17 protein-coding genes and 1 tRNA gene are annotated in these 21307 nt (G+C 65.8%); 10 read left to right on the forward strand and 8 right to left on the reverse strand.

Annotated elements, in window-relative coordinates:
• Positions 1 to 22 precede the first annotated feature (22 nt).
• Positions 23 to 1492: a glucose-6-phosphate dehydrogenase gene (zwf, locus tag CFB43_RS04685; RefSeq protein ID WP_089439436.1), complete on the reverse strand. Its 1470-nt coding sequence runs from the start codon at positions 1490 to 1492 to the stop codon at positions 23 to 25.
• A 431-nt stretch (positions 1493 to 1923) separates the two neighbouring features.
• Here zwf and CFB43_RS04690 point away from each other — a divergent pair, with 431 nt between their 5' ends.
• The 4 genes from CFB43_RS04690 (at position 1924) to CFB43_RS04705 (ending at position 6327) form a co-directional block, all read left to right on the forward strand.
• The gene (locus CFB43_RS04690; RefSeq protein ID WP_089494270.1) at positions 1924 to 3171 is read left to right on the forward strand and encodes an ABC transporter substrate-binding protein; all 1248 of its coding nucleotides are present in this window, start codon (positions 1924 to 1926) and stop codon (positions 3169 to 3171) included.
• A gap of 139 nt (positions 3172 to 3310) precedes the next feature.
• Positions 3311 to 4249 (forward strand): carbohydrate ABC transporter permease, encoded by a 939-nt coding sequence (locus tag CFB43_RS04695; protein ID WP_089439437.1) that lies wholly within the window; start codon positions 3311 to 3313, stop codon positions 4247 to 4249.
• Complete coding sequence (locus CFB43_RS04700) at positions 4239 to 5096, forward strand: carbohydrate ABC transporter permease (protein ID WP_011544828.1); 858 nt, start codon at positions 4239 to 4241, stop codon at positions 5094 to 5096. The genes CFB43_RS04695 and CFB43_RS04700 overlap by 11 nt, the downstream gene beginning before the upstream one ends.
• A 112-nt stretch (positions 5097 to 5208) precedes the next feature.
• Positions 5209 to 6327: an ABC transporter ATP-binding protein gene (locus tag CFB43_RS04705; protein ID WP_089472317.1), complete on the forward strand. Its 1119-nt coding sequence runs from the start codon at positions 5209 to 5211 to the stop codon at positions 6325 to 6327.
• A 359-nt stretch (positions 6328 to 6686) separates the two neighbouring features.
• Here the strand turns inward: CFB43_RS04705 and CFB43_RS37555 are convergent, their stop codons facing one another.
• The 5 genes from CFB43_RS37555 to trxB all read right to left on the reverse strand — a co-directional run bounded on the left by CFB43_RS37555 (position 6687) and on the right by trxB (position 10744).
• Positions 6687 to 7511, reverse strand: a complete 825-nt coding sequence (locus tag CFB43_RS37555) for a hypothetical protein (protein WP_144023038.1) — start codon at positions 7509 to 7511, stop codon at positions 6687 to 6689.
• A 2-nt stretch (positions 7512 to 7513) separates the two neighbouring features.
• Positions 7514 to 8083: a PAAR domain-containing protein gene (locus tag CFB43_RS38755; RefSeq protein ID WP_256989915.1), complete on the reverse strand. Its 570-nt coding sequence runs from the start codon at positions 8081 to 8083 to the stop codon at positions 7514 to 7516.
• Positions 8084 to 8260: 177 nt separating this feature from the next.
• Positions 8261 to 8884, reverse strand: a complete 624-nt coding sequence (locus tag CFB43_RS04725) for a trimeric intracellular cation channel family protein (RefSeq protein WP_039343458.1) — start codon at positions 8882 to 8884, stop codon at positions 8261 to 8263.
• Positions 8871 to 9644, reverse strand: a complete 774-nt coding sequence (locus tag CFB43_RS04730; protein WP_089494274.1) for a Smr/MutS family protein — start codon at positions 9642 to 9644, stop codon at positions 8871 to 8873. The genes CFB43_RS04725 and CFB43_RS04730 overlap by 14 nt, the downstream gene beginning before the upstream one ends.
• Before the next feature lie 137 nt (positions 9645 to 9781).
• Positions 9782 to 10744, reverse strand: a complete 963-nt coding sequence (trxB, locus tag CFB43_RS04735; RefSeq protein ID WP_089494275.1) for a thioredoxin-disulfide reductase — start codon at positions 10742 to 10744, stop codon at positions 9782 to 9784.
• A 440-nt stretch (positions 10745 to 11184) separates the two neighbouring features.
• On the opposite strand from trxB, the gene CFB43_RS04740 reads away from it, so the two are divergent.
• From CFB43_RS04740 to CFB43_RS04750, 3 genes are all read left to right on the forward strand, one after another.
• Positions 11185 to 13494: a DNA translocase FtsK gene (locus CFB43_RS04740; protein WP_089494276.1), complete on the forward strand. Its 2310-nt coding sequence runs from the start codon at positions 11185 to 11187 to the stop codon at positions 13492 to 13494.
• Between the two features lie 46 nt (positions 13495 to 13540).
• A complete protein-coding gene (gene lolA / locus CFB43_RS04745; RefSeq protein ID WP_089494277.1) occupies positions 13541 to 14230 on the forward strand; it encodes an outer membrane lipoprotein chaperone LolA in 690 nt (229 codons plus the stop codon).
• Between the two features lie 179 nt (positions 14231 to 14409).
• Positions 14410 to 15720 carry a replication-associated recombination protein A gene (locus CFB43_RS04750; RefSeq protein ID WP_046545133.1) on the forward strand — a complete coding sequence of 437 codons (1311 nt, stop codon included), beginning with the start codon at positions 14410 to 14412 and terminating at the stop codon, positions 15718 to 15720.
• Between the two features lie 43 nt (positions 15721 to 15763).
• Here CFB43_RS04750 and CFB43_RS04755 read toward each other — a convergent pair whose 3' ends face one another.
• Positions 15764 to 16030, reverse strand: a complete 267-nt coding sequence (locus tag CFB43_RS04755; protein WP_047850576.1) for a DUF2164 domain-containing protein — start codon at positions 16028 to 16030, stop codon at positions 15764 to 15766.
• Between the two features lie 263 nt (positions 16031 to 16293).
• Between CFB43_RS04755 and serS the strand changes: the two genes are divergently transcribed.
• From serS to CFB43_RS04770, 3 genes are all read left to right on the forward strand, one after another.
• Positions 16294 to 17595, forward strand: a complete 1302-nt coding sequence (gene serS / locus CFB43_RS04760; RefSeq protein WP_089424732.1) for a serine--tRNA ligase — start codon at positions 16294 to 16296, stop codon at positions 17593 to 17595.
• Positions 17596 to 17710: 115 nt separating this feature from the next.
• Positions 17711 to 17801, forward strand: a tRNA-Ser gene (locus tag CFB43_RS04765).
• Positions 17802 to 18315: 514 nt separating this feature from the next.
• Complete coding sequence (locus CFB43_RS04770; protein WP_089494278.1) at positions 18316 to 19851, forward strand: methyl-accepting chemotaxis protein; 1536 nt, start codon at positions 18316 to 18318, stop codon at positions 19849 to 19851.
• Positions 19852 to 19953: 102 nt separating this feature from the next.
• Here CFB43_RS04770 and CFB43_RS04775 read toward each other — a convergent pair whose 3' ends face one another.
• Positions 19954 to 21114 (reverse strand): alkane 1-monooxygenase, encoded by a 1161-nt coding sequence (locus CFB43_RS04775; protein WP_089494279.1) that lies wholly within the window; start codon positions 21112 to 21114, stop codon positions 19954 to 19956.
• Positions 21115 to 21307: the final 193 nt, after the last annotated feature.

The raw sequence follows: 21307 nt of genomic DNA on the forward strand, positions 1-21307 counted from the left end.
GCGTGCGCGGCAACGGTTTGCATCAGTTCTCTTCTTCGAGCCAACAGGTGTCGTGCTGCGCGAGCATCGCGCTCGCCGCGGCCGGCCCCCACGTGCCCGCCGCATACGGCTTCGGCGGCTTCAGCGTGCGCGCCCATTCGTTCAGGATAGGCTCGACCCAGCGCCATGCGGCTTCCTGTTCGTCGCGTCGCACGAAGAGGGCGAGACGGCCGTTGATCACGTCGAGCAGCAGGCGCTGGTACGCCTCCATCTGCCCTTCCTTGAAGAACTGGTCGAACGCGAGGTCGAGGTGCACGCTCGCGAGGTTCATCCCTTCGCCGGGCTGCTTCGCGAGGCAGTACAGGCGAATCGTCTCGTTCGGCTGCAGCCGGATCACGAGGCGGTTCGAACCGGGGCGCAGCGCGGTCGGCCCGAGCGCCGAATGCGGCACCGGGCGGAAATTGACGACGATCTCCGCGACGCGATCGGCCAGCCGCTTGCCGGTGCGCAGGAAGAACGGCACGCCGGCCCAGCGCCAGTTCTCGATCTCGACCTTCAATGCGACGAAGGTTTCGGTCTGGCTGTCGGGCTTCACGCCCGGTTCGGTCGCGTAGGCCGGCACCTGCGCGCCCTTGATCACGCCCGCATGATACTGGCCGCGCACGGCCACCTTGCCGATGTCGCGCGGATCGACGGGCTTCAGCGCGCGCAGCACGCGCAGCTTCTCGTCGCGCACCGAATCCGAATCCATCGAATGCGGCGGCTCCATCGCGACGATCGACAGCAGCTGCAGCAGGTGGTTCTGCACCATGTCGCGCAGTGCGCCGGTATTGTCGTAGAAATCGCCGCGTGCCTCGACGCCGAGCTCCTCGGCGATCGTGATCTGGATGCTCTCGACCCATTCGCGGCGCCACAGCGGCTCGAACAGCGCATTGCCGAAGCGCAGCGCGAGCAGGTTCTGCACGGGTTCTTTACCGAGGTAGTGGTCGATCCGGTAGATCTGGTCTTCCGCGAAGATCTCGCCGACTGCGTCGTTGATCGCGTTCGACGACTTCAGGTCGTAGCCGAGCGGCTTCTCGAGCACGATGCGCGAGCCTTCGCTCAGGCCGACCGACGCGAGCGCCTTGCAGATCGGCACGAACAGCGACGGGCCCGTCGCGAGATAGAACACGCGGATGCCGGGCAGCGATGCCACCGCGTCGCGCAGCACGACGTAGTCTTCCGCGCGGCCGAGATCGAGATGCACGTACTCGATGCGATCGAGGAAGGACTTCCACGCAGCTTCGTCGAACGCGTTGCCGGCGGCCTTGGCCGCGTGCGGCTTCACGTGCGTGTCGACCCATTCGAGATAGGACGCCCGATCCGACTCATGACGCGCCACGGCGACGATCCGGCCGCTCTCCGCCAGCATGTTCGCACGGTGCGCTTCGAACAGCGCAGGCAGGATCTTGCGCATCGACAGATCGCCGGTGCCGCCGAAAAGTACGAAGGTAAAGCTGGAATCGGTATGCATGTGTCTCCGCCGGGTTTGGGGTGCTCGGAAGCGATCCGTAGTGCGATAAAAATATTTTTGACACTGAATTGTAGTTTAACTACAATCCGCCGCAAGGGGTAGCACCTGGGTGAAGAAAAAAAGAAGTGCGGTCGATGAACTGCGCGAGCTTCATCTTCGGGAACGCCTTGTGCCGAATGTTATCGGACATTGACGGCGCGCATCGTCAGCGCGGCGTCGGCCCCGGGCTCGCGCCGCATCATCGCGGCGGGCCAGAAACACCAAGAGGAGACACGCCGTTGAATCTCGATTCACGCTTTCTGTAAGAGCCCGGCCGGTCATCGGCCCCGTACGCTGCATGCGTCCCGCGGCTCGATTTCCCCGTCGTTATCAAGAAGCCGGTTCCCCGTCGGGGAACCTCACGAGTTGATTCAGTCTGGAGGAGATAAGTAATGAAAGTTCGCTCGATCATGGGCGCGCTCTGCGCCGCAGGTCTGATGGCCGGCGCCGTGGCGGCGCAGGCAGCCGAGAATGTGACGGTGCTGCACTGGTGGACCTCGGGTGGCGAGTCGAAGGCCGTCGGCGTGCTGAAGGACGACGTGCAGAAGCAGGGCTACGTGTGGAAGGACTTCGCGGTCGCGGGCGGCGCCGGCGCCGCGGCCATGACCGCGCTGAAGACCAAGGTGATCAGCGGCGATTCTCCGTCGGCCGCGCAGATCAAGGGCCCGCTGATCCAGGACTGGGCCGACCAGGGCGTGCTCGTCAACATCGATTCCGCTGCCGGCGACTGGAAGCAGAACCTGCCGCCGGAAATCGACAAGATCATCAAGTACAAGGGCCACACCGTCGCGGCGCCGTTCTCGGTGCACCGCGTGAACTGGCTGTACATCAACAAGGCTGCGCTCGACAAGGTCGGCGCGAAGGTGCCGACCACCTGGCCTGAATTCTTCGCGGTGGCCGACAAGCTGAAGGCCGCGGGCATCCAGCCGGTCGCGATGGGCGGCCAGCCGTGGCAGGACCTGACGCTGTGGGAAGATGTCGTGCTGTCGCAGGGCCCGGCGTTCTACAAGAAGGCGCTGGTCGACCTCGACCAGGCGACGCTGACCTCGCCGCAGATGCTGTCCGTGTTCGACACGGTGCGCAAGATCCAGGGCTACTTCGACACCGGCCGTAACGGCCGCGACTGGAACCTCGCGACCGCGATGGTCATCAACGGCAAGGCCGGCATGCAGTTCATGGGCGACTGGGCGAAGGGCGAGTTCGAGAACGCCGGCAAGAAGGCGGGCAAGGACTACATCTGCGCGGCGGTGCCGGGCACGGCCAATGCCTATACGTTCAACGTCGATTCGTTCGTGTTCTTCCAGCAGAAGGGCGAGAAGAACGCGACGCCGGGCCAGCTCGCGCTCGCGAAGACGATCATGACGCCGGACTTCCAGGAACAGTTCAGCCTGCTGAAGGGTTCGGTGCCGGTCCGCCTCGGCGTGAAGATGGACAAGTTCGACGACTGCGCGAAGAAGTCGTATGCCGACGAGCAGACCGCGATCAAGTCGGGCGGCTTCGTGCCGTCGCTCGCGCACGGGATGGCGCAGAGCGACGCGACCGCCGGCGCGATCACGGACGTCGTGACGAAGTTCATGAACTCGCAGCAGGATTCGAAGAGCGCGGTCGCCGCGCTCGCGAAGGCCGCGAAGGTCAAGTAACGCGCGACAGGCGCCCGGCCGGAAACGCTTCATCGGCCGGGCGTTTTTGCATGTGCAGCAAACGGGCTCGCCCGCGAAGCCCGTGCCGTAACCGGCGCCGGTCCGGCCTGCGCCGCCCTCGTTCCAGGAGTCGAATCAAGTGGCTGCCCCTCTTAGCGGAAACGGATCCGGCGCTGCCGCCGCACGGCGTACGTCGCCGATGTCGGCCTTCGCCGATCGCTGGATCCCGAAGCTCGTGCTTGCGCCGAGCGTCGCGATCGCCGTGGTGTTCATCTACGGCTTCATCCTGATTACCGGCTATCTGTCGCTGACCCGTTCGCGGCTGTTGCCGAACTACGAATTCGACGGCTTCGGCCGTTACTCGGACCTGTTCCAGAACGACGTGTGGTGGACCTCCGCCGCGAACCTCGGCTGGTTCGGGATTCCGTTCATCGTGATCTGCGTCGCGCTCGGGCTGTTCCTCGCGATCCTGCTCGACCAGCGGATCCGCAACGAAGGCGCGCTGCGCGCGGTCTTCCTGTACCCGATGGCGCTGTCGTTCATCGTCACCGGCACCGCGTGGCAGTGGATCCTGAACCCGGGCCTCGGCCTCGAGAAGGTGATGCACGACTGGGGCTGGACGAGCTTCTCGTTCGGCTGGCTCGACGATCCGGACAAGGCGATCTTCTGCGTGGTGATCGCGGCCGTGTGGCAGTCGACCGGCTTCGTGATGGCGCTGTTCCTCGCGGGGCTGCGCGGTGTCGACGCGGAGATCTTCAAGGCCGCGCAGGTCGATGGCGCGACGCTGCCGACCATCTACCGCAAGATCGTGATCCCGAGCATGCGCCCGGTGTTCTTCTCGGTGCTGCTGATCCTCTGCCACATCACGATCAAGACCTTCGACCTCGTCGTCGCGCTGACGGCGGGCGGCCCGGGCACGTCGTCGTCGCTGCCGGCGATGTTCATGTACACGTTTTCGTTCAACCGCGGCCAGCTCGGGCTCGGCGCGGCGTCCTCGGTGATGATGCTCGCGACCGTGGTCGCGGTGCTGGTGCCGCTGATGTATATGGAATCGAGGAGCACCCGCAATGCAGCCTAAGATGACGATCAGCCGGGCAGTGATCTATGCGGCACTGATCCTGTTCGCGCTGTATTTCCTGTTTCCGATCTACGTGATGCTGTCGACGTCGTTCAAGGATCTCGACCAGCTGCGCACCGGCAACCTGCTGACGCCGCCCACCACGTGGACCGTCGACCCGTGGGTGAAAGCCTGGAGCGGCGCATGCACCGGCGTGCGCTGCGACGGCATGAAGCCGTTCTTCCTGAACTCGCTGCAGATGGTGATCCCGGCCGTGCTGATCTCGTCGCTGATCGGCGCGTTCAACGGCTACGTGCTCACGCACTGGCGCTTTCGCGGCGCCGACGCGCTGTTCACGATGATGCTGGTCGGCTGCTTCATCCCGTTCCAGGTGATCCTGCTGCCGATGGCGCGCCTGCAGGGGATGCTCGGCCTCGCCAACACGATTCCGGGCCTCGTGTTCGTGCACGTCGTGTACGGCATCGCGTTCACGACGATGTTCTTCCGCAACTTCTACGTGAGCGTGCCGGCCGAGCTCGTGAAGGCCGCGCGCATCGACGGCGCGGGCTTCTTCACGATCTTCACGAAGATCCTGCTGCCCGTGTCGCTGCCGATCTTCATGGTGTGCCTGATCTGGCAATTCACGCAGATCTGGAACGACTTCCTGTTCGGGATCGTGTTCTCCGGCGTCGATTCGATGCCGATCACGGTTGCGCTGAACAACCTCGTCAACACGTCGACGGGCGTGAAGGAATACAACGTCGACATGGCCGGCGCGATCATCGCCGCGCTGCCGACGCTGCTCGTCTACATCGTCGCCGGCCGCTACTTCGTGCGCGGGCTGACGGCGGGCGCGGTGAAGGGGTAAGCGCGGCTTCATCCGATACGACGAACCGGCCGCGCCTCGCGCGCGGCGCATCGAAACGAACCCGACGCGGCGCCGGAGTGCGCCGCGCGAGACGAGACAGAGGATTCACAGCATGGCAAGCCTTTCCATCCGTGACGTGTACAAGACCTACCCGAACGGGGTGCCGGTCCTGAAGGGTGTCGACATCGAGATCGAGGACGGACAGTTCCTGATCCTGGTCGGCGGGTCGGGCTGCGGGAAGTCGACGCTGCTCAACATGATCGCCGGGCTCGAGACCGTGACGAGCGGCGAGATCTGCATCGACGGCAAGGTCGTCAACGACCTGTCGCCGAAGGATCGCGACATCGCGATGGTGTTCCAGTCGTACGCGCTGTATCCGTCGATGACGGTGCGCGAGAACATCTCGTTCGGCCTGAACATCCGCAAGGTGCCGAAGAGCGAACAGCAGCAGATCGTCGACCGCGTGTCGCAGATGCTGCAGATCCAGCACCTGCTCGACCGCAAGCCGGGCCAGCTGTCGGGCGGCCAGCGCCAGCGTGTCGCGATGGGCCGGGCGCTCGCGCGCGATCCGTCGCTGTTCCTGTTCGACGAGCCGCTGTCGAACCTCGACGCGAAGCTGCGCATCGAGATGCGCGCGGAAATCAAGCTGCTGCACCAGCGCCTCGGCACGACGATCGTCTACGTGACGCACGACCAGATCGAGGCGATGACGCTCGGCGACCGGATCGCGGTGATGAAGGACGGCGTGGTCCAGCAGTTCGGCGCGCCGCAGGAGATCTACGATTCGCCGTCGAACCTGTTCGTCGCGGGCTTCATCGGTGCGCCGCCGATGAACTTCATCAACGGCAAGCTGGTCGAGCAGGGCAGCGGGATCGCGCTTGAAGTCGACACGGGCGTCAAGCGCGGCGTGCTGAACCTGCCGTTCGATGCGGCGAAGCTGAAGTCGCACGTCGGCCGCGAGGTGATCCTCGGCCTGCGCCCGGAGCGCATCACCGACGTGCGCCACGCGCACAACGGCGACGCGTCGCACCTGCAGCCGTTCGACGTGCGCGTCGACGTGACCGAGCCGACCGGGCCGGATACGCACGTGTTCGCGCAGGTGAACGGTAAGCGCATCGTGAGCCGCGTGCATCCGGCCGCGAACCCGCAACCCGACCAGACGCTGTCGCTGCTGTTCGACGTGTCGAAGGCGGTGCTGTTCGATCCGGCGTCGGAGGAGCGGATCGCGTGATGCAAAGTCGCTTGGGGCGATCGATGAGGTGTCCGGGCCACACGTGGCTTTTGGCGGCGCGTCGATTGCTCCGGCGCAAGCGGGGTCGCTGCATTCGCTGCAGTTATCGCCTTTCCCTCGATGCCTGACGGCCGGAGGTTGCAGTCATGGACTCGGCAGTGACAAAAAATACGAGCCGATTGCATGTAGCACCGGCATGAACAGGAGACACGCGAAGACGGCCGGAAAATAATGCTTCGAGTGACGCACCCTGGGAAACAAGCCGCCCACTGCGACAAGCAAGCATACGGTCGCGAGTGCACCAAATAGATCGCTGTCCGCGATCACTGAAAAAAACGCACGCATGTCCGCTCCGCGGGTTACTGGTTGAATGCAGTGAAATTCCAGCGATACAGCTGAAACTGCTTCAGAAAGTTTTTGACCTCGGCTCCTGTCGTCTCGTTTCTGTAGTCCCACCCATCTTCGCCGGGCGTGTAATGTCCGTTTTCGACGCCCATGCCTGCATAGCTGGCGCTTTGCGGGTCCGCGCGATTGCGGCCGAATATTCGCATGATTGTTGTGAACGGACGAACGATCACGCCACTCGAATTCCCCTGCATGATCGCAATGGAAGACGGTGAGACCCTCGTGACCATTTGAACGTGGTGTCCAATACCCGCACGATCATTGGCCTGTACAAGCATGTCTCCGGGCAGGAGCGACTCCGGTGTCTGGAGTTGTGTGGTATTCGAACCTATACGCTGTACGTCTGGTGCACCGAAAGTCAGCGATACCATGTCGGCGAAACCGTACATTGTCGAATCGTATCGTCGGTGCTCGGGTTCGCCGTAGATTTCCTCATTCCGATAGCTTCGCACGCCGGTTGTCACGTTGAGCGGCAGTCCTCGCAATGCGGAAAACTGGATGAGCAACCGTAGCGCGAAGTCCTCGCACGTAAATCGATTTGCGCGCGTGCTTCCATTTCGATCCCAGTACGTTTCGGCCTGGATCTGCGCTGCGAGTTGTGGGACGGTGCGGTGATATTCAGCGATGTCGGTATCAGTCCATTCACGGATCGATTTCCAGAATGTCTTGGAGCGGACAGTGACCGGCTTAGGTGAAGCATCACTCGTTGGCGTGGTCGTGCGTGCCGCGACCAGCTTGTATCGGTTACCGTTAGGGGAGACGTGAGTATTTTCCGGCATGGCTATTCGGCGAGATAGATCGTGATATTTTCAGCATGCGGCGTAGCGGCGAGCAGGTGCGTTTGTCCGGACGCATCTGTTCTGCCGTATTCGAATGTTCCCGTGTCACGCCGCAGCGCATAACCGGTGTAGCTCAGAGGGTTGCCGTCAGCGTCCCGAAGGACGAAGCGATCGTCATAGGTGGGCAGCGCAGTTGCCGGGGTGCCGGGCATTGCAGCGGCTGCGGCCGGTATCCCGGTATCGAGCTCGGTTTCGGCTATTTTCCATTTGCGCCCGTACCGCGAGTTGATGCGTGGAGGACGTTCACAGCGGCATCGGACCCAATCACCACTGAGGGCTTGAACTCGTCCTGCAGAGGTGAAGTCGCGCAGTCGCCTTTTGTTCGGCGTACCGGGCGCTGCTTCAATCGTTCCGATGCTTTCGCAGGTACTGCACCAAGCCCGCTGTCCGACGAATGTGATTCTGCGGCGCTTGCCGTCGTCACCGACGATCGTTCCGCATTCGCCTCCGTCGAGTACGTAGCCGCCACTGTCCAGCGGATCGTCTTCGACTACCGCGTAAAAGATGACCATGCCCTTGCCGTCCGTTTGAAATCATGGTGCGGAACGTAGCATGGCTTCGCTGAGCTATGAAAGGCAATTGTAAAAAATCGTGTCCGTATGCAATAGCTCGCTTTGGTCCTGAATCACGAGCGGGCAACGGCAAAGGGCTGCTTCAGCAGTCCCTTGAGTTTCCGGGAATCGTTAGCCTCAGTGCGGCAGCCGCACGTCGAACTTGAACGTCGCGAGCCGCGCGACGAGGATGAAGCCGGTCGCGAGCAGCACGCTGTAGACGGAATCGAACTGCAGCCACACGAGCAGCAGGTAGAACCAGCAGCCGACGAACGCGCAGGTCGCGTAGGGCCGCGAATCGCGCAGGATCAGCGGGATGTCGTTGCACAGCACGTCGCGGACGATCCCGCCGACCACGCCCGTGATCACGCCCATCATCACCGCGATGAAGCGCGGCATCTCGGCATCGAGCGCGATCGCCGTGCCCGAGATGCTGAAGATCCCGAGCCCGATCGCATCGGCGACGAGCAGCAATCGCTCGGCCGACAGCCGCGACAGCATCCGCAGCACGAACGGCGCGAACAGCGCGAGCACGAAGATCGCGATCACGTAGTCGTCGTGCACGACCCAGTAGAACGGCCGGCGCTCGAGCAGGATGTCGCGCAGCGTGCCGCCGCCGAACGCGGTGGCGAGCGCGACCACGAACGTGCCAACCGAGTCGAGGCGGTTCTTGCGCGCCTCGATGAAGCCCGAGATCGCAAAGGCCAGCGTGGCGATCGCCTCCAGTACCGCGATCGCGAGCGTCAGCCTAGGATGCGGCACGCGGCCCCCGGTCCCCGGGTGCCGCGAACGGCTGCAGCAGCACCAGCACTGCGCCCGCGCCGCCGTCGTGGCCGCGCGCCTCGCAGAACGCGATCACTTCTTCCTTCTGCACGAGCCACGCGCGCACCTTGCCTTTCAGCACCGGCTCCTTGCCGATCGAGCCGAGCCCCTTGCCGTGGATCACGCGCAGGCAGCGCAGCCCCTTCTTGCCGGCTTCGCGGATGAACTCGGCGAGCGCGTCGCGCGCCTCGTCGCGCCGCATCCCGTGCAGGTCGATCTGCGCCTGCACGATCCACGCGCCGCTGCGCAGCTTGCGCACGACGTCGCGGCTGATGCCGGGGCGGTGGTAGTACAGCGAGTCGTCGCTGTCGAGCAGCGTCTCGGGGTCGAATTCGTCGGACAACGTCGCGTTCAGCACGGCTTCCTCGTCGCGCTGCGTCTGCTTCGGCACCGGGTCGGGCGGCGTGCGACCGGCCGCCGCGCGCGGCGGCGCGTTCAGCGGCCGGATCGCGCCGATCTCGTTGCGGAACAGGTTCGCGTCGGCTTCCGCCTTGCGTTCGGCCTTGGCCGTTTCGATGCGCTCGCGGTCGCGGCGATCGGCTTCGCCTTGCAGCGACTTGCGCAGCGCGCCGAGGCCCGCGAGCCCCTGGCCGCGCAACGCGGCGGGATCGGGCGCCGGCGCGACGGGCGCGGGGTTCGCGGGACGGGCGGCGATCTGCCGCTTCGCGGGATCGCTCGGATGGGGCTGGTTCTTCGCCATGATTCGGTACGCAGGGCAGGCGCGTTCGGGCGCGCGGGCAAAAAAAAGCCGCTGCACGGCGGCAGCGGCTTGTCCGGCCAGACCCGCTTCGCGGCAGCGGACGCCATTGTAGCGCCCGGCGCGACAGGTCTCGCGGCTTACTTCTTGTCGTGCAGGCTTTCGAGGTAGCGCTGCGCGTCGAGCGCGGCCATGCAGCCCGTGCCGGCGCTGGTGATCGCCTGGCGGTACACGTTGTCCTGCACGTCGCCCGCGGCGAACACGCCCGGCACGCTCGTCGACGTCGCGTTGCCGTGCAGGCCGCTCTTCGTCAGGATGTAGCCGTCCTTCATCTCGAGCTGGCCCTGGAACAGGTCGGTGTTCGGCTTGTGGCCGATCGCGACGAACACGCCCTGCACGTTGAGGTCTTCGGTCGAGCCGGTCTTCACGTTCTTGATGCGCAGGCCGGTGACGCCCGAATCCTCGCCGGTCACTTCGTCGAGCACGTGATCCCACTTGATCACGACCGCGCCTTCCTTTTCCTTCTCCAGCAGGCGGTCGATCAGGATCGGCTCCGCGCGGAACTTGTCGCGACGGTGGATCACCGTGACCTTCTTCGCGATGCCCGTCAGGTAGAGCGCTTCCTCGACGGCCGTGTTGCCGCCGCCGATCACCGCGACTTCCTGGCCGCGATAGAAGAAGCCGTCGCAGGTCGCGCAGGCCGACACGCCCTTGCCCATGAACGCTTCTTCGGACGGCAGGCCGAGATACTGCGCGGACGCGCCAGTCGCGATGATCAGCGAGTCGCACGTGTATTCGCCCGAGTCGCCGATCAGGCGGATCGGCTGCTCGTGCAGCTTCGCGGTGTGGATGTGGTCGAACACGATTTCGGTGTTGAAGCGCTCGGCGTGCTCGAGGAAGCGCGCCATCAGCTCCGGACCCTGCACGCCTTTCGCGTCTGCCGGCCAGTTTTCGACGTCGGTCGTGGTCATCAGCTGGCCGCCCTGCGCGATGCCGGTGATCAGCACCGGGGACAGGTTGGCGCGTGCCGCGTAGACGGCAGCCGTGTAGCCGGCGGGGCCGGAACCGAGAATCAGGACTTTGGCGTGTTTGGGCGTGGACATGTGCGAATCCGTAAAAGGCGGCCGCGGCGGGCGGGGTAGGGCTCGCCGTACGATCCGGGTTGACCGGGATGCCGTCATAGATGGGTATCAGACGCGCATTATAAAGGCCCCGTTGCTGCGTTGCCGAACGAGAGTTTCAATCGTCGCGATAGTGTCGGGCAGTGCAACGGCCGCGCACGCGGGGTGGGCAGGGCGCCCGGCGGCGCGTTGCCGCACGTGTGCAGCGGGGCCCGGCGCCGGCTCGAGGGGCGTCGCGGCGGTGCCCGACGGGGGCGGCCGTACCACGGCGAAAGGGCTGCCGGGAAATGCACCCGCGGGGTCGTCGGCGCCCCGGCCCTGTTATGTAACCGTCATTTACACTTGGCGGCCCGGTGCAGCGTTTACAATAAGCGGGATCGAACGACAGGCGGGCGCACGGCCCGTCCTCTTTATACGGATTCATGGCAAAAGCTCCTTATTCCGCCCAGGCACAGGCGTTGCCGCACCGGATGTCGAAGCTCCTCACGGAGATCCGCTGGATTCTCCAGGTCGCGCTCTGCGCATTTCTGGTGATGGCCCTGCTGAGCTACAGCCGGCGCGATCCGAGTTGGACGCACGCCGCCCAGGTGGATCACATCACGAACTGGGCCGGCCGCGTCGGCGCGTGGACGGCCGACATCATCCTGCTGCTGTTCGGCCTGTCGGCCTACTGGTTGATCGTGCCGCTCGCGCGGCGCATCGCCGTCAACTATCGCCGCATCACGCGCCACGAGGCGGTCTCGGACGAACCCGAGCGGCCGATCGGCTGGCTCACCGAAATCCTCGCGTTCGTGCTCGTCGTGCTGGCGTGCGACGGCATCGAGGCGCTGCGCATGTGGTCGCTGAAGGTGCAGTTGCCGCGCGCGCCGGGCGGCGTCGTCGGCGAGGCCGTCGCGGGTGCGATGTCGCACGCGTTCGGCTTCACGGGCGGCACGCTGCTGCTGCTGATCGCGCTCGCGATCGGCCTGTCGCTGTATTTCCGTTTCTCGTGGCTGTCGGTCGCCGAGCGCGTCGGCGGCGCGATCCTGTCCGCCGTCAACGTCGCGAAGCTGCGCCGCGAGGCCGAGCGCGACCGCAAGCTCGGCGAGGCCGCGGCCGTGCGCCGCGAAGGCAAGGTCGAAGAGGAGCGCGTGCGCATCGAGGATCACGAGCCGGTGACGATCGTGCCGCCGGTCGTCACGCCGGCGAAATCCGAGCGCGTCGAGCGTGAGCGCCAGGTGCCGCTCTTCACCGACCTGCCGGGCGATTCGACGTTGCCCGCGGTATCGCTGCTCGATCCCGCGCCAAAGGCGCAGGAGGCGATTTCGGCCGACACGCTCGAATTCACGTCGCGCCTGATCGAGAAGAAGCTGAAGGATTTCGGCGTCGAGGCGAGCGTCGTCGCCGCCTATCCGGGGCCGGTCGTCACACGCTACGAGATCGAACCGGCCACCGGCGTGAAGGGCAGCCAGATCGTCAACCTCGCGAAGGATCTCGCACGCTCGCTGTCGCTCGTGTCGATCCGCGTCGTCGAGACGATTCCCGGCAAGAACTACATGGCGCTCGAGCTGCCGAACCAGCGCCGCCAGACGGTGCACCTGTCCGAGATCATCGGTTCCGAGGTGTACGCGGCCGCGTCGTCGGCGCTCACGCTGAGCCTCGGCAAGGACATCGGCGGCAAGCCGGTGTGCGCGGATCTCGCGAAGATGCCTCACCTGCTGGTGGCCGGCACGACCGGTTCGGGCAAGTCGGTCGGGATCAACGCGATGATCCTGTCGCTGCTGTACAAGGCGACGGCTGACCAGGTGCGCCTGATCCTGATCGATCCGAAGATGCTCGAAATGAGCGTCTACGAGGGTATTCCGCACCTGCTGTGCCCGGTCGTCACCGACATGCGCCAGGCCGGCCACGCGCTGAACTGGACGGTCGCCGAGATGGAGCGCCGCTACAAGCTGATGAGCAAGCTCGGCGTGCGCAACCTGGCAGGCTACAACAACAAGATCGACGAGGCCGCGAAGCGCGAGGAGAAGCTGCCGAATCCGTTCAGCCTGACGCCGGAAGATCCGGAGCCGCTCGGTCGCCTGCCGAACATCGTCGTGGTGATCGACGAGCTGGCCGACCTGATGATGGTCGTCGGCAAGAAGGTCGAGGAACTGATTGCACGGATCGCGCAGAAGGCGCGCGCGGCCGGCATCCACCTGATCCTCGCGACGCAGCGTCCGTCGGTCGACGTGATCACGGGCCTGATCAAGGCGAACGTGCCGACGCGGATCGCGTTCCAGGTGTCGTCGAAGATCGACTCGCGCACGATTCTCGACCAGATGGGCGCCGAATCGCTGCTCGGGATGGGCGACATGCTGTATCTGGCGCCGGGCACCGGGCTGCCGGTGCGCGTGCATGGCGCGTTCGTCGCGGATGACGAAGTGCACCGCGTCGTCGAGAAGCTCAAGGAGCAGGGCGAGCCGAACTATGTCGAGGGCCTGCTCGAAGGCGGCACCGCCGACGGCGACGAGGGCTCGGCCGGCACGGGAACCGGCGAAGGCGGCGAGGAGTCTGATCCGCTGTACGACCAGGCGGTCGAGATCGTCATCAAGAACCGCCGCGCATCGATCTCGCTCGTGCAGCGCCACCTGCGGATCGGCTACAACCGCGCGGCGCGGCTGCTCGAGCAGATGGAGCAGTCGGGGCTCGTGTCGGCGATGTCGTCGAGCGGCAACCGCGAAATTCTTGTGCCGGCGCGCGACGCGGAATGAGTCCGCGGCGTTCGCAGCGCCGGCCACCCAGGGAGAAAACCGCAATATGCAGCAACATTCGTTCGCAATGTCCCTTCGTTCGACGCGGCGCTGGCTCGGCGCGGCGCTCGCCGGCGCGTCGCTGATGCTCGCGGCGACGCACGCGTTCGCGGGCGGCACCGAGCAACTGAAGGCGTTCGTGTCGCAGGTGCGTTCGGCGAAGGGCGACTTCACGCAGCAGTTCGTCAAGGCTCCGGCGAAGGGCGCGAGCGCTGCGCAGGCCGTGCCGAAGCCCACCGACAATTCGAGCGGCACGTTCGTGTTCGCGCGTCCGGGCAAGTTCATCTGGACGTACCAGAAGCCGTACCAGCAGGTGCTGCAGGCCGACGGCGACAAGCTCTACGTGTACGACCGCGACCTGAACCAGGTCACCGAGCGCAAGCTGAACGGCGCGCTGGGCGCGAGCCCTGCCGCGATCCTGTTCGGCAGCAACGATCTGGAGAAGAACTACACGCTGCGCGATGCCGGTGAAAAGGGCGGCATCGAGTGGCTCGAAATGCTGCCGAAGGCGCAGGACACGCAGTTCCAGCGGATCGGCATCGGCTTCAAGAACGGCACGCTCGCCGCGATGGAACTGCACGACGTGTTCGGCAACGTCACGCTGCTGACGTTCACGAACATCCAGACCAATCCGCCGCTGAAGGGCGATACGTTCAAGTTCGTCGTGCCGAAGGGCGCCGACGTGATTACCGGCTGACCGGCGCCCGCGCGCCGCTGTTTCACCGAAGGGCCTGCCGGAGACGGCAGGCCCTTGTTGTTTCTGGGTGCCGGGCGCGGGCACCCGGCACCGGGCGCGGCGGTGCTTTCGCGCGGCTGTCATAATGTCGGGTCCGGCGGCCGGTTCGGCCGCCATTGTTTGATGTGGAGCGAGGGTTCATGTCCGACCTGTTTCAAGTCGAGCCGCGCCGCCCGCTCGCCGAGGCGCTGCGGCCGAAGACGCTCGCCGAGGTGATCGGCCAGACGCATTTGCTGGGCGAAGGCAAGCCGCTGCGGCTCGCGTTCGAATCGGGCAAGCCGCATTCGATGATCCTGTGGGGGCCGCCCGGCGTCGGCAAGACGACGCTCGCACGGCTCACCGCGCTCGCGTTCGACTGCGAGTTCATCGCGCTGTCCGCGGTGCTCGGCGGCGTGAAGGACATCCGCGAGTCGATGGAGCAGGCGAAGGACACGCTGAACCGCACCGGCCGCCACACGATCCTGTTCGTCGACGAGATCCACCGCTTCAACAAGGGGCAGCAGGACGCGTTGCTGCCGTTCGTCGAGTCGGGGCTCGTGACCTTCATCGGCGCGACGACCGAGAATCCGAGCTTCGAGGTCAACTCGGCGTTGCTGTCGCGTGCGCAGGTGTACGTGCTGAAGTCGCTGGACGACGACGAGATGCGCCAATTGCTGAAGCGCGCACAGGAAATCGCACTCGACGGCCTGTCGTTCGACGACAAGGCGGTCGATACGCTGGTCGGCTATGCGGACGGCGACGCGCGGCGCTTCCTGAACCTGCTCGAGCAGGCGCAGACGGCGGCCACGTCGGCCGGCACCGCGACGATCGATGCCGAATTCGTCAGCAGCGCGATGACGCTGAACGCACGGCGCTTCGACAAGGGCGGCGACAACTTCTACGACCAGATCTCGGCGCTGCACAAGTCGGTGCGTGGTTCGAGCCCGGACGGCGCACTGTACTGGTTCTGCCGGATGATCGACGGCGGCGCGGATCCGAAGTATCTCGCGCGGCGGATCGTGCGGATGGCGTGGGAAGACATCGGCCTCGCCGATCCGCGCGCGCTGCAGATGGCGAACGACGCGGCCGAAACCTACGAGCGCCTCGGCTCGCCGGAAGGCGAGCTCGCGCTCGGGCAGGCGGTGATCTATCTCGCGTGCGCGGCGAAGAGCAACGCGGGCTACAACGCGTTCAACCAGGCGATGGCGTTCGTGAAACAGGACAAATCGCGCGAGGTGCCCGTGCATCTGCGCAACGCGCCGACCAAGCTGATGAAGGAGCTCGGCTACGGTCACGCCTACCGTTACGCGCACGACGAGCCGAATGCGTATGCGGCCGGCGAGACGTACCTGCCGGACGGGATGCGCGAGCCGCGCTGGTACAAGCCGGTGCCGCGCGGGCTCGAATCGAAGATCGCCGACAAGCTCGCGTGGCTGCGCGAACTCGACCGCGAGGCCGGCAAGAAGGACTGAGCGGGCAACGTCCGGCGCGGCCTGCGCCGGTGCCGCGAACGCGTCAGCGCTTGCGGGCCGGCTGCTTCTTCCAGTAGCCGAACGGCTCCTGATGGCACTCGATGTCGAGTTCGGTGACACGGGCGTGCAGGCTCTGCTGCGCATCCGCGATCGCGAGGTTGTAGATCGCGGGCGCGATTTCCTCGACGAAGAAGTGCAGCAGGGCACCCGCCTGGATATTGCCGATCGGCTCATCCATGTTTTCCGTGAAATAGCGTTGCAGCGACGCGATCGCGCGGTCGCGTACGTCCTTCTCCAGTTCGATGGCCATCGGGGTCCTTGAGTCGTTGTGACGGGTGGCGCGTGCCGCGTTCGATGCGTTGCGGCGGGCACGCCCGGGTGTTTCGCGATCCGCGGCGCGTCGATGCCGCGCGATTTCGCGGGCGCCGACGGGCGGACCGGCAATGCGATACTGCCATGGCCGTCGCGCCACGGTCATCGCCCGTTTGCAGCATTGTCCGTCCGGCCAGTGCCGTGGCGGCCTCGCGGTGCGTTAGAATTCCCGTCTTACACAACGATTCTCCAAGTCCTCCCATGCTCGACATCCAGTTGCTGCGCAAAGACCTCGACGGCGTCGCCCAGCGCCTCGCCGATCGCGGCTACACCCTCGACATCGCCGCCTTCTCCGCGCTCGAAGCGGAACGCCGCGCGATCCAGACCCGCACCGAAGAGCTCCAGGCGCGCCGCAACAGCCTGTCGAAGCAGATCGGCGCGATGAAGGGGAAGGGCGAGGACACGTCGGCCGTGATGGCCGAGGTCGGCGGGATCGGTGATGAAATGAAGGCGGGAGAAGCCAAGCTCGGCGAGATCCAGGCGCGCCTGTCCGACCTGATGCTGGGCATGCCGAACGTCGCGCATGAAAGCGTGCCGGTCGGCAAGGACGAAGCCGACAACGTCGAGGTGCGCCGCTGGGGCACGCCGCGCCAGTTCGATTTCGAGGTGAAGGATCACGTCGACGTCGGCACGCCGCTCGGCCTCGATTTCGAGACCGGCGCGAAGCTCGCCGGCGCGCGCTTCACGATGCTGCGCGGCTCGATCGCACGCCTGCACCGCGCGCTCGCGCAGTTCATGATCGACACGCACACGCAGCAGCACGGCTATACCGAGACGTATACGCCGTACATCGTGAACCCCGAGATCCTGTATGGCACGGGCCAGCTGCCGAAGTTCGCGGACGACATGTTCCGCGTCGAGAAGGGCGGCGAGGACAACAAGGTCACGCAATACCTGATCTCCACGTCGGAAATCTCGCTGACGAACACCGTGCGCGAGTCGATCGTCGACGCGTCCGCACTGCCGATCAAGCTGACCGCGCATTCCCCGTGCTTCCGCTCGGAAGCCGGTTCGTACGGACGCGACACGCGCGGCATGATCCGTCAGCACCAGTTCGACAAGGTCGAGATGGTGCAGGTCGTCGCGCCGGAAACGTCGTACGCCGCGCTCGACGAGATGGTCGGCCACGCGGAAGCGATCCTGCAGAAGCTCGGCCTGCCGTACCGCGTGATCACGCTGTGCACGGGCGACATGGGTTTCTCGGCCGCGAAGACGTTCGACCTCGAAGTGTGGCTGCCTGCGCAGAACACCTATCGCGAGATCTCGAGCTGCTCGAATACCGAAGCGTTCCAGGCGCGCCGGATGCAGGCGCGTTTCCGCAACGCGCAGGGCAAGCCGGAACTCGTGCATACGCTGAACGGTTCGGGTCTCGCCGTCGGCCGTACGCTCGTCGCGGTGCTGGAGAACTACCAGAACGCGGACGGCTCGGTCACGGTGCCGGAAGCGCTGCGTCCGTACATGGGCGGCATCGAGCGTATCGACGCGCCGGCACAGGCGTCGTAACGCGGCCTTCAAAGCCCTCGCAAAAAAAATTGCAGAAAGGGCTTGTCAGCTGCGAAGCGATCGTCTTATAATCTTTTTCTCGCGGAAACGACCAGCCGCGAGGTGCAGCAAGGAAGGAGAGGTGGCAGAGTGGTCGAATGTACCTGACTCGAAATCAGGCGTACGGTTTCCCCGTACCGTGGGTTCGAATCCCACCCTCTCCGCCAAAATACGAAGCCCCTTGATCCGGAAGGATCAAGGGGTTTTTCGTTTTGGGTTCGCGGTGCGTGCGTCGAGTCGCAAGCCGTTGTCGTGGCAACAGCTCGACCTTCGGCAACTCGGATCGTGCAGATGCGGGGGCGCCCACCGCATGCATGATCGTGCCACGTCCTCGATACAGCCGCGCTGAATGGCAAACGCAGCATCGATCGTGCTGAATGCCGCGATGATCGTGCCGACGCCGACCCGAGGTGGCCGCTCCGCTACCTGTCCCACGTGATCGCGAGGATCGTACTCGGCGTGCCGTCGATCGTCGTCGTGCGCCGCTGGATGGCGGGCCCGCGCAGGGGCGCGACAATCGGGCCGCGCGCCACGCATCTCAGCGCACTGGCTGGCCACGATACGTGCGTCCGGCCTTTGCCGCTTTCCTCTGCTTTAAGCCCGCGCTTGCCGCGCCGTTAACACGGGGCGGCGGCCGGCGCTCGTGCCGGATCGCATCGTTCCCCGTCGATTCAAGGTTCCATGAAGCTGAGCTACAAGATTCCCCTCGCATTCGCCGTCGCGCTGCTGCTGATGTTCTGTGGCGCGCTGTACGGTATCCACATTCTCAATCGATCGATCGATACGTTCGCCGAAGACGTGCAGACGAACGTCGGCGACGAACGGCTCGTGTCGGCCACGCTCGTGCAGTTCAAGCTGCAGGTTCAGGAATGGAAGGACACGCTGTTGCGCGGCAAGCAGCCCGACAAGCTCGACAAGTATTGGCAGGCTTTCCAGACGCGCGAGCGGACGGTCGATACGCTCGCCGCGCAGCTCGTTCACCAGTTGCCGCCTGGCGAGAGCCGCTCGCTCGTCGAGCAGTTCATGCGCGCGCACACGGCGATGGGCGACGGCTACCGGCGCGGGTTCGACGCGTTCAAGGCGGCCGGCTTCGAGCCGTCGGCGGGCGATGCCGCGGTGGCGGGCGTGGACCGCGAGCCGGCGGCGCTGCTGGAGCGGGCCGCGAAGTCGATCGCCGACGAGAGTGCCGCGGTGTCGGCGCAGGCAAGCCGCGATGCGCAGCACGCCACGACCGCGAGCCTCGTGCTGATGCTGGTCGTGCTCGGCGTCGCGATGGTCGGCGCATTCCTGTTCAGCCGCGCGATCCTGCGTCCGCTCGACCGTGCGGTGGCGTGTGCGCAGGCCGTCGCCGAAGGCGACCTGACGCGCGACGTCGACGCGGCCGGCCGCGACGAGATCGCCGATCTGCTGCGCGCGTTGCAGACGATGCAGACGAGCCTGTCGGGCGTCGTGCTCGAAGTGCGTACGCATGCCGAAGCCGTCGCGACGGCGAGCGCCCAGATCGCGTCGGGCAATCACGACCTGTCGGCGCGGACCGAGGCGCAGGCCGCGTCGCTCGAGGAGACGGCCGCCAGCATGACCGAACTCACCGGCATCGTCCGCCAGTCGGCCGAGCACGCGCAGCACGCGGCGCAACTGGCGCACGATGCGTCGAACATCGCGGCGGCGGGCGGCGGCGTGATGACGGATGCCGTCGGCACGATGAACGGCATCGCCGACAGCTCCGCCAAGGTCGGCGAGATCATCGCGGTGATCGACGGCATCGCGTTCCAGACCAACATCCTTGCGCTGAACGCAGCGGTCGAGGCGGCTCGCGCGGGCGAACAGGGGCGCGGCTTCGCGGTCGTCGCGGCGGAGGTGCGCACGCTCGCGCAGCGCAGCGCCGCCGCGGCGAAGGAGATCAAGGGGCTCATCGAGCAGTCGACGAGGCGGGTCGACGAGGGCGCCGTGCTGATCGGCCGGGCGGGCGAATCGATTCACGAGATCGTCGGCGCGGTGCAGCGCGTCACGACGATCGTCGGCGAGATCTCGTCCGCGTCGCAGGAGCAGAGCGGCGGCATCCAGCAGGTGAACATCGCGGTGACGCAGATGGACGAAGCGACGCAGCGCAACGCGGCGCTCGTCGAGCAGGCCTCGGCCGCGACGCAGGCGCTGGCCGAGCAGGCGAGCGCGCTGCGGCATGCGGTGGCCGTGTTCAGGCTGCCGGAAATGGCGTGACGGCGGCCGCCGTCGCGCCGGTCTTCGATGGAACCGGGGCCGCCGCAGCGCCGGCTTTCAGCGGCGCACCTGCGCCGATCGACCGCGGCCCGTCCCCCGCGGTCACGCCGCGGCCGGATATTGCGCGAGCACGCGGGCGCGGATCGACGGCTTGATGTTCGATTGCGCCATGTTGCCACCATAGTGCGCGACGACGCGCGGATTCATCACGCGATACCAGAGCGGCGGCACGTACGCGAACAGGATCATCGTCGCGTAGCCTGCCGGCAGTTGCGGCGCATCGTCGAAGTGGCGCAGCGCCTGGTACGAGCGCGTCGGATTCGCGTGATGGTCGGCGTGCCGCTGCAACTGGTACAGGAACAGGTTGGTGACGACGTGATTGCTGTTCCACGAATGCTGCGGCGTGCAGCGTTCGTAGCGGCCGTTCGGCAGCTTGCGGCGGCCGAGCCCGTAATGCTCGACGTAGTTCACGACTTCGAGCAGCGACGCGCCGTAGACGGCCTGGATCACGAGAAACGGAATCACGACCTTGCCGGCCATCGCGATCGCGATGCCCCACACGACGACGGTCATCGCCCACGCGTGCAGCACCTCGTTGCGCCACGTCCACGGCGAATGCCCGAGCCGTTCGAGGCGGGCCTTCTCGAGCCGCCACGCCGAGCGGATACTGCCGGTCACGGTGCGCGGCAGGAAGGCCCAGAACGATTCGCCGTAGCGCGCGCTCGCCGGGTCCTCCGCCGTCGCGACGCGGACGTGGTGCCCGCGGTTGTGCTCGACATAGAAGTGGCCGTATGCGACCGGCGCGAGCGTGATCTTCGCGAGCCAGCGCTCGAAGCGGTTGGTCTTGTGCCCGAGTTCGTGCGCGGTATTGATCGAGATGCCCGTCGCGGCGCCGAGCGACAGCGCGAAGCCGACGTAGTCGTACCAGGCGAGCGCATGCGTGCCGACGATCCAGACGCACGCGAAGAACGCGACGTATTCGACGAGCGTCGCGAGATAGACGATCAACCGGTAGTAGCGCTCCCGTTCGAGGTGCGGCACGACGTCCTCGGGCGGGTTGTCGCGATCGTCGCCGATCAGCGTGTCGAGGATCGGGATCACGCCGAACGCGAACAGCGGGCCGAACCACCAGAACACGTGCAGGCCCGTCGACAGCGCGAGCTGGGCGGCGAGGATCGGCAGCGTGATCGTCAGCGCGCCGAGCAGCCACAGGTAACGCTTGCCATCCGACCAGCCCGAAGCCGATCCGTGGGTCATTGCCATTGTCTCCCTCCTGCCGGCCCGCCCGAGGGCGGCCGCCGGTACGGTTGTTCGAATTCTCGTGGGCCCGCGAAGCACGCGCGGTCGAGCCGGATCGTCACCCGGTTCTGCCTGTTATACGACCCATGCGCACGCTTGCCAAACTCCGGCACTAGGCGCGCGGCTCCAAACGGACGGGCGTGTGCGGCGCAGGCAG

The organism is Burkholderia sp. AU15512 (genome assembly GCF_002223325.1).
Classification (GTDB): domain Bacteria; phylum Pseudomonadota; class Gammaproteobacteria; order Burkholderiales; family Burkholderiaceae; genus Burkholderia.

Bases quoted from the DNA above. Each gene is read 5' to 3' on its own strand.
- zwf (WP_089439436.1), bottom strand. From the start codon at position 1,492: ATGCATACCGATTCCAGCTTTACCTTCGTACTTTTCGGCGGCACCGGC.
- CFB43_RS04690 (WP_089494270.1), top strand. From the start codon at position 1,924: ATGAAAGTTCGCTCGATCATGGGCGCGCTCTGCGCCGCAGGTCTGATG.
- CFB43_RS04700 (WP_011544828.1), top strand. From the start codon at position 4,239: ATGCAGCCTAAGATGACGATCAGCCGGGCAGTGATCTATGCGGCACTG.
- CFB43_RS04705 (WP_089472317.1), top strand. From the start codon at position 5,209: ATGGCAAGCCTTTCCATCCGTGACGTGTACAAGACCTACCCGAACGGG.
- CFB43_RS37555 (WP_144023038.1), bottom strand. From the start codon at position 7,511: ATGCCGGAAAATACTCACGTCTCCCCTAACGGTAACCGATACAAGCTG.
- CFB43_RS38755 (WP_256989915.1), bottom strand. From the start codon at position 8,083: ATGGTCATCTTTTACGCGGTAGTCGAAGACGATCCGCTGGACAGTGGC.
- CFB43_RS04730 (WP_089494274.1), bottom strand. From the start codon at position 9,644: ATGGCGAAGAACCAGCCCCATCCGAGCGATCCCGCGAAGCGGCAGATC.
- trxB (WP_089494275.1), bottom strand. From the start codon at position 10,744: ATGTCCACGCCCAAACACGCCAAAGTCCTGATTCTCGGTTCCGGCCCC.
- CFB43_RS04740 (WP_089494276.1), top strand. From the start codon at position 11,185: ATGGCAAAAGCTCCTTATTCCGCCCAGGCACAGGCGTTGCCGCACCGG.
- lolA (WP_089494277.1), top strand. From the start codon at position 13,541: ATGCAGCAACATTCGTTCGCAATGTCCCTTCGTTCGACGCGGCGCTGG.
- CFB43_RS04750 (WP_046545133.1), top strand. From the start codon at position 14,410: ATGTCCGACCTGTTTCAAGTCGAGCCGCGCCGCCCGCTCGCCGAGGCG.
- CFB43_RS04755 (WP_047850576.1), bottom strand. From the start codon at position 16,030: ATGGCCATCGAACTGGAGAAGGACGTACGCGACCGCGCGATCGCGTCG.
- serS (WP_089424732.1), top strand. From the start codon at position 16,294: ATGCTCGACATCCAGTTGCTGCGCAAAGACCTCGACGGCGTCGCCCAG.
- CFB43_RS04770 (WP_089494278.1), top strand. From the start codon at position 18,316: ATGAAGCTGAGCTACAAGATTCCCCTCGCATTCGCCGTCGCGCTGCTG.
- CFB43_RS04775 (WP_089494279.1), bottom strand. From the start codon at position 21,114: ATGGCAATGACCCACGGATCGGCTTCGGGCTGGTCGGATGGCAAGCGT.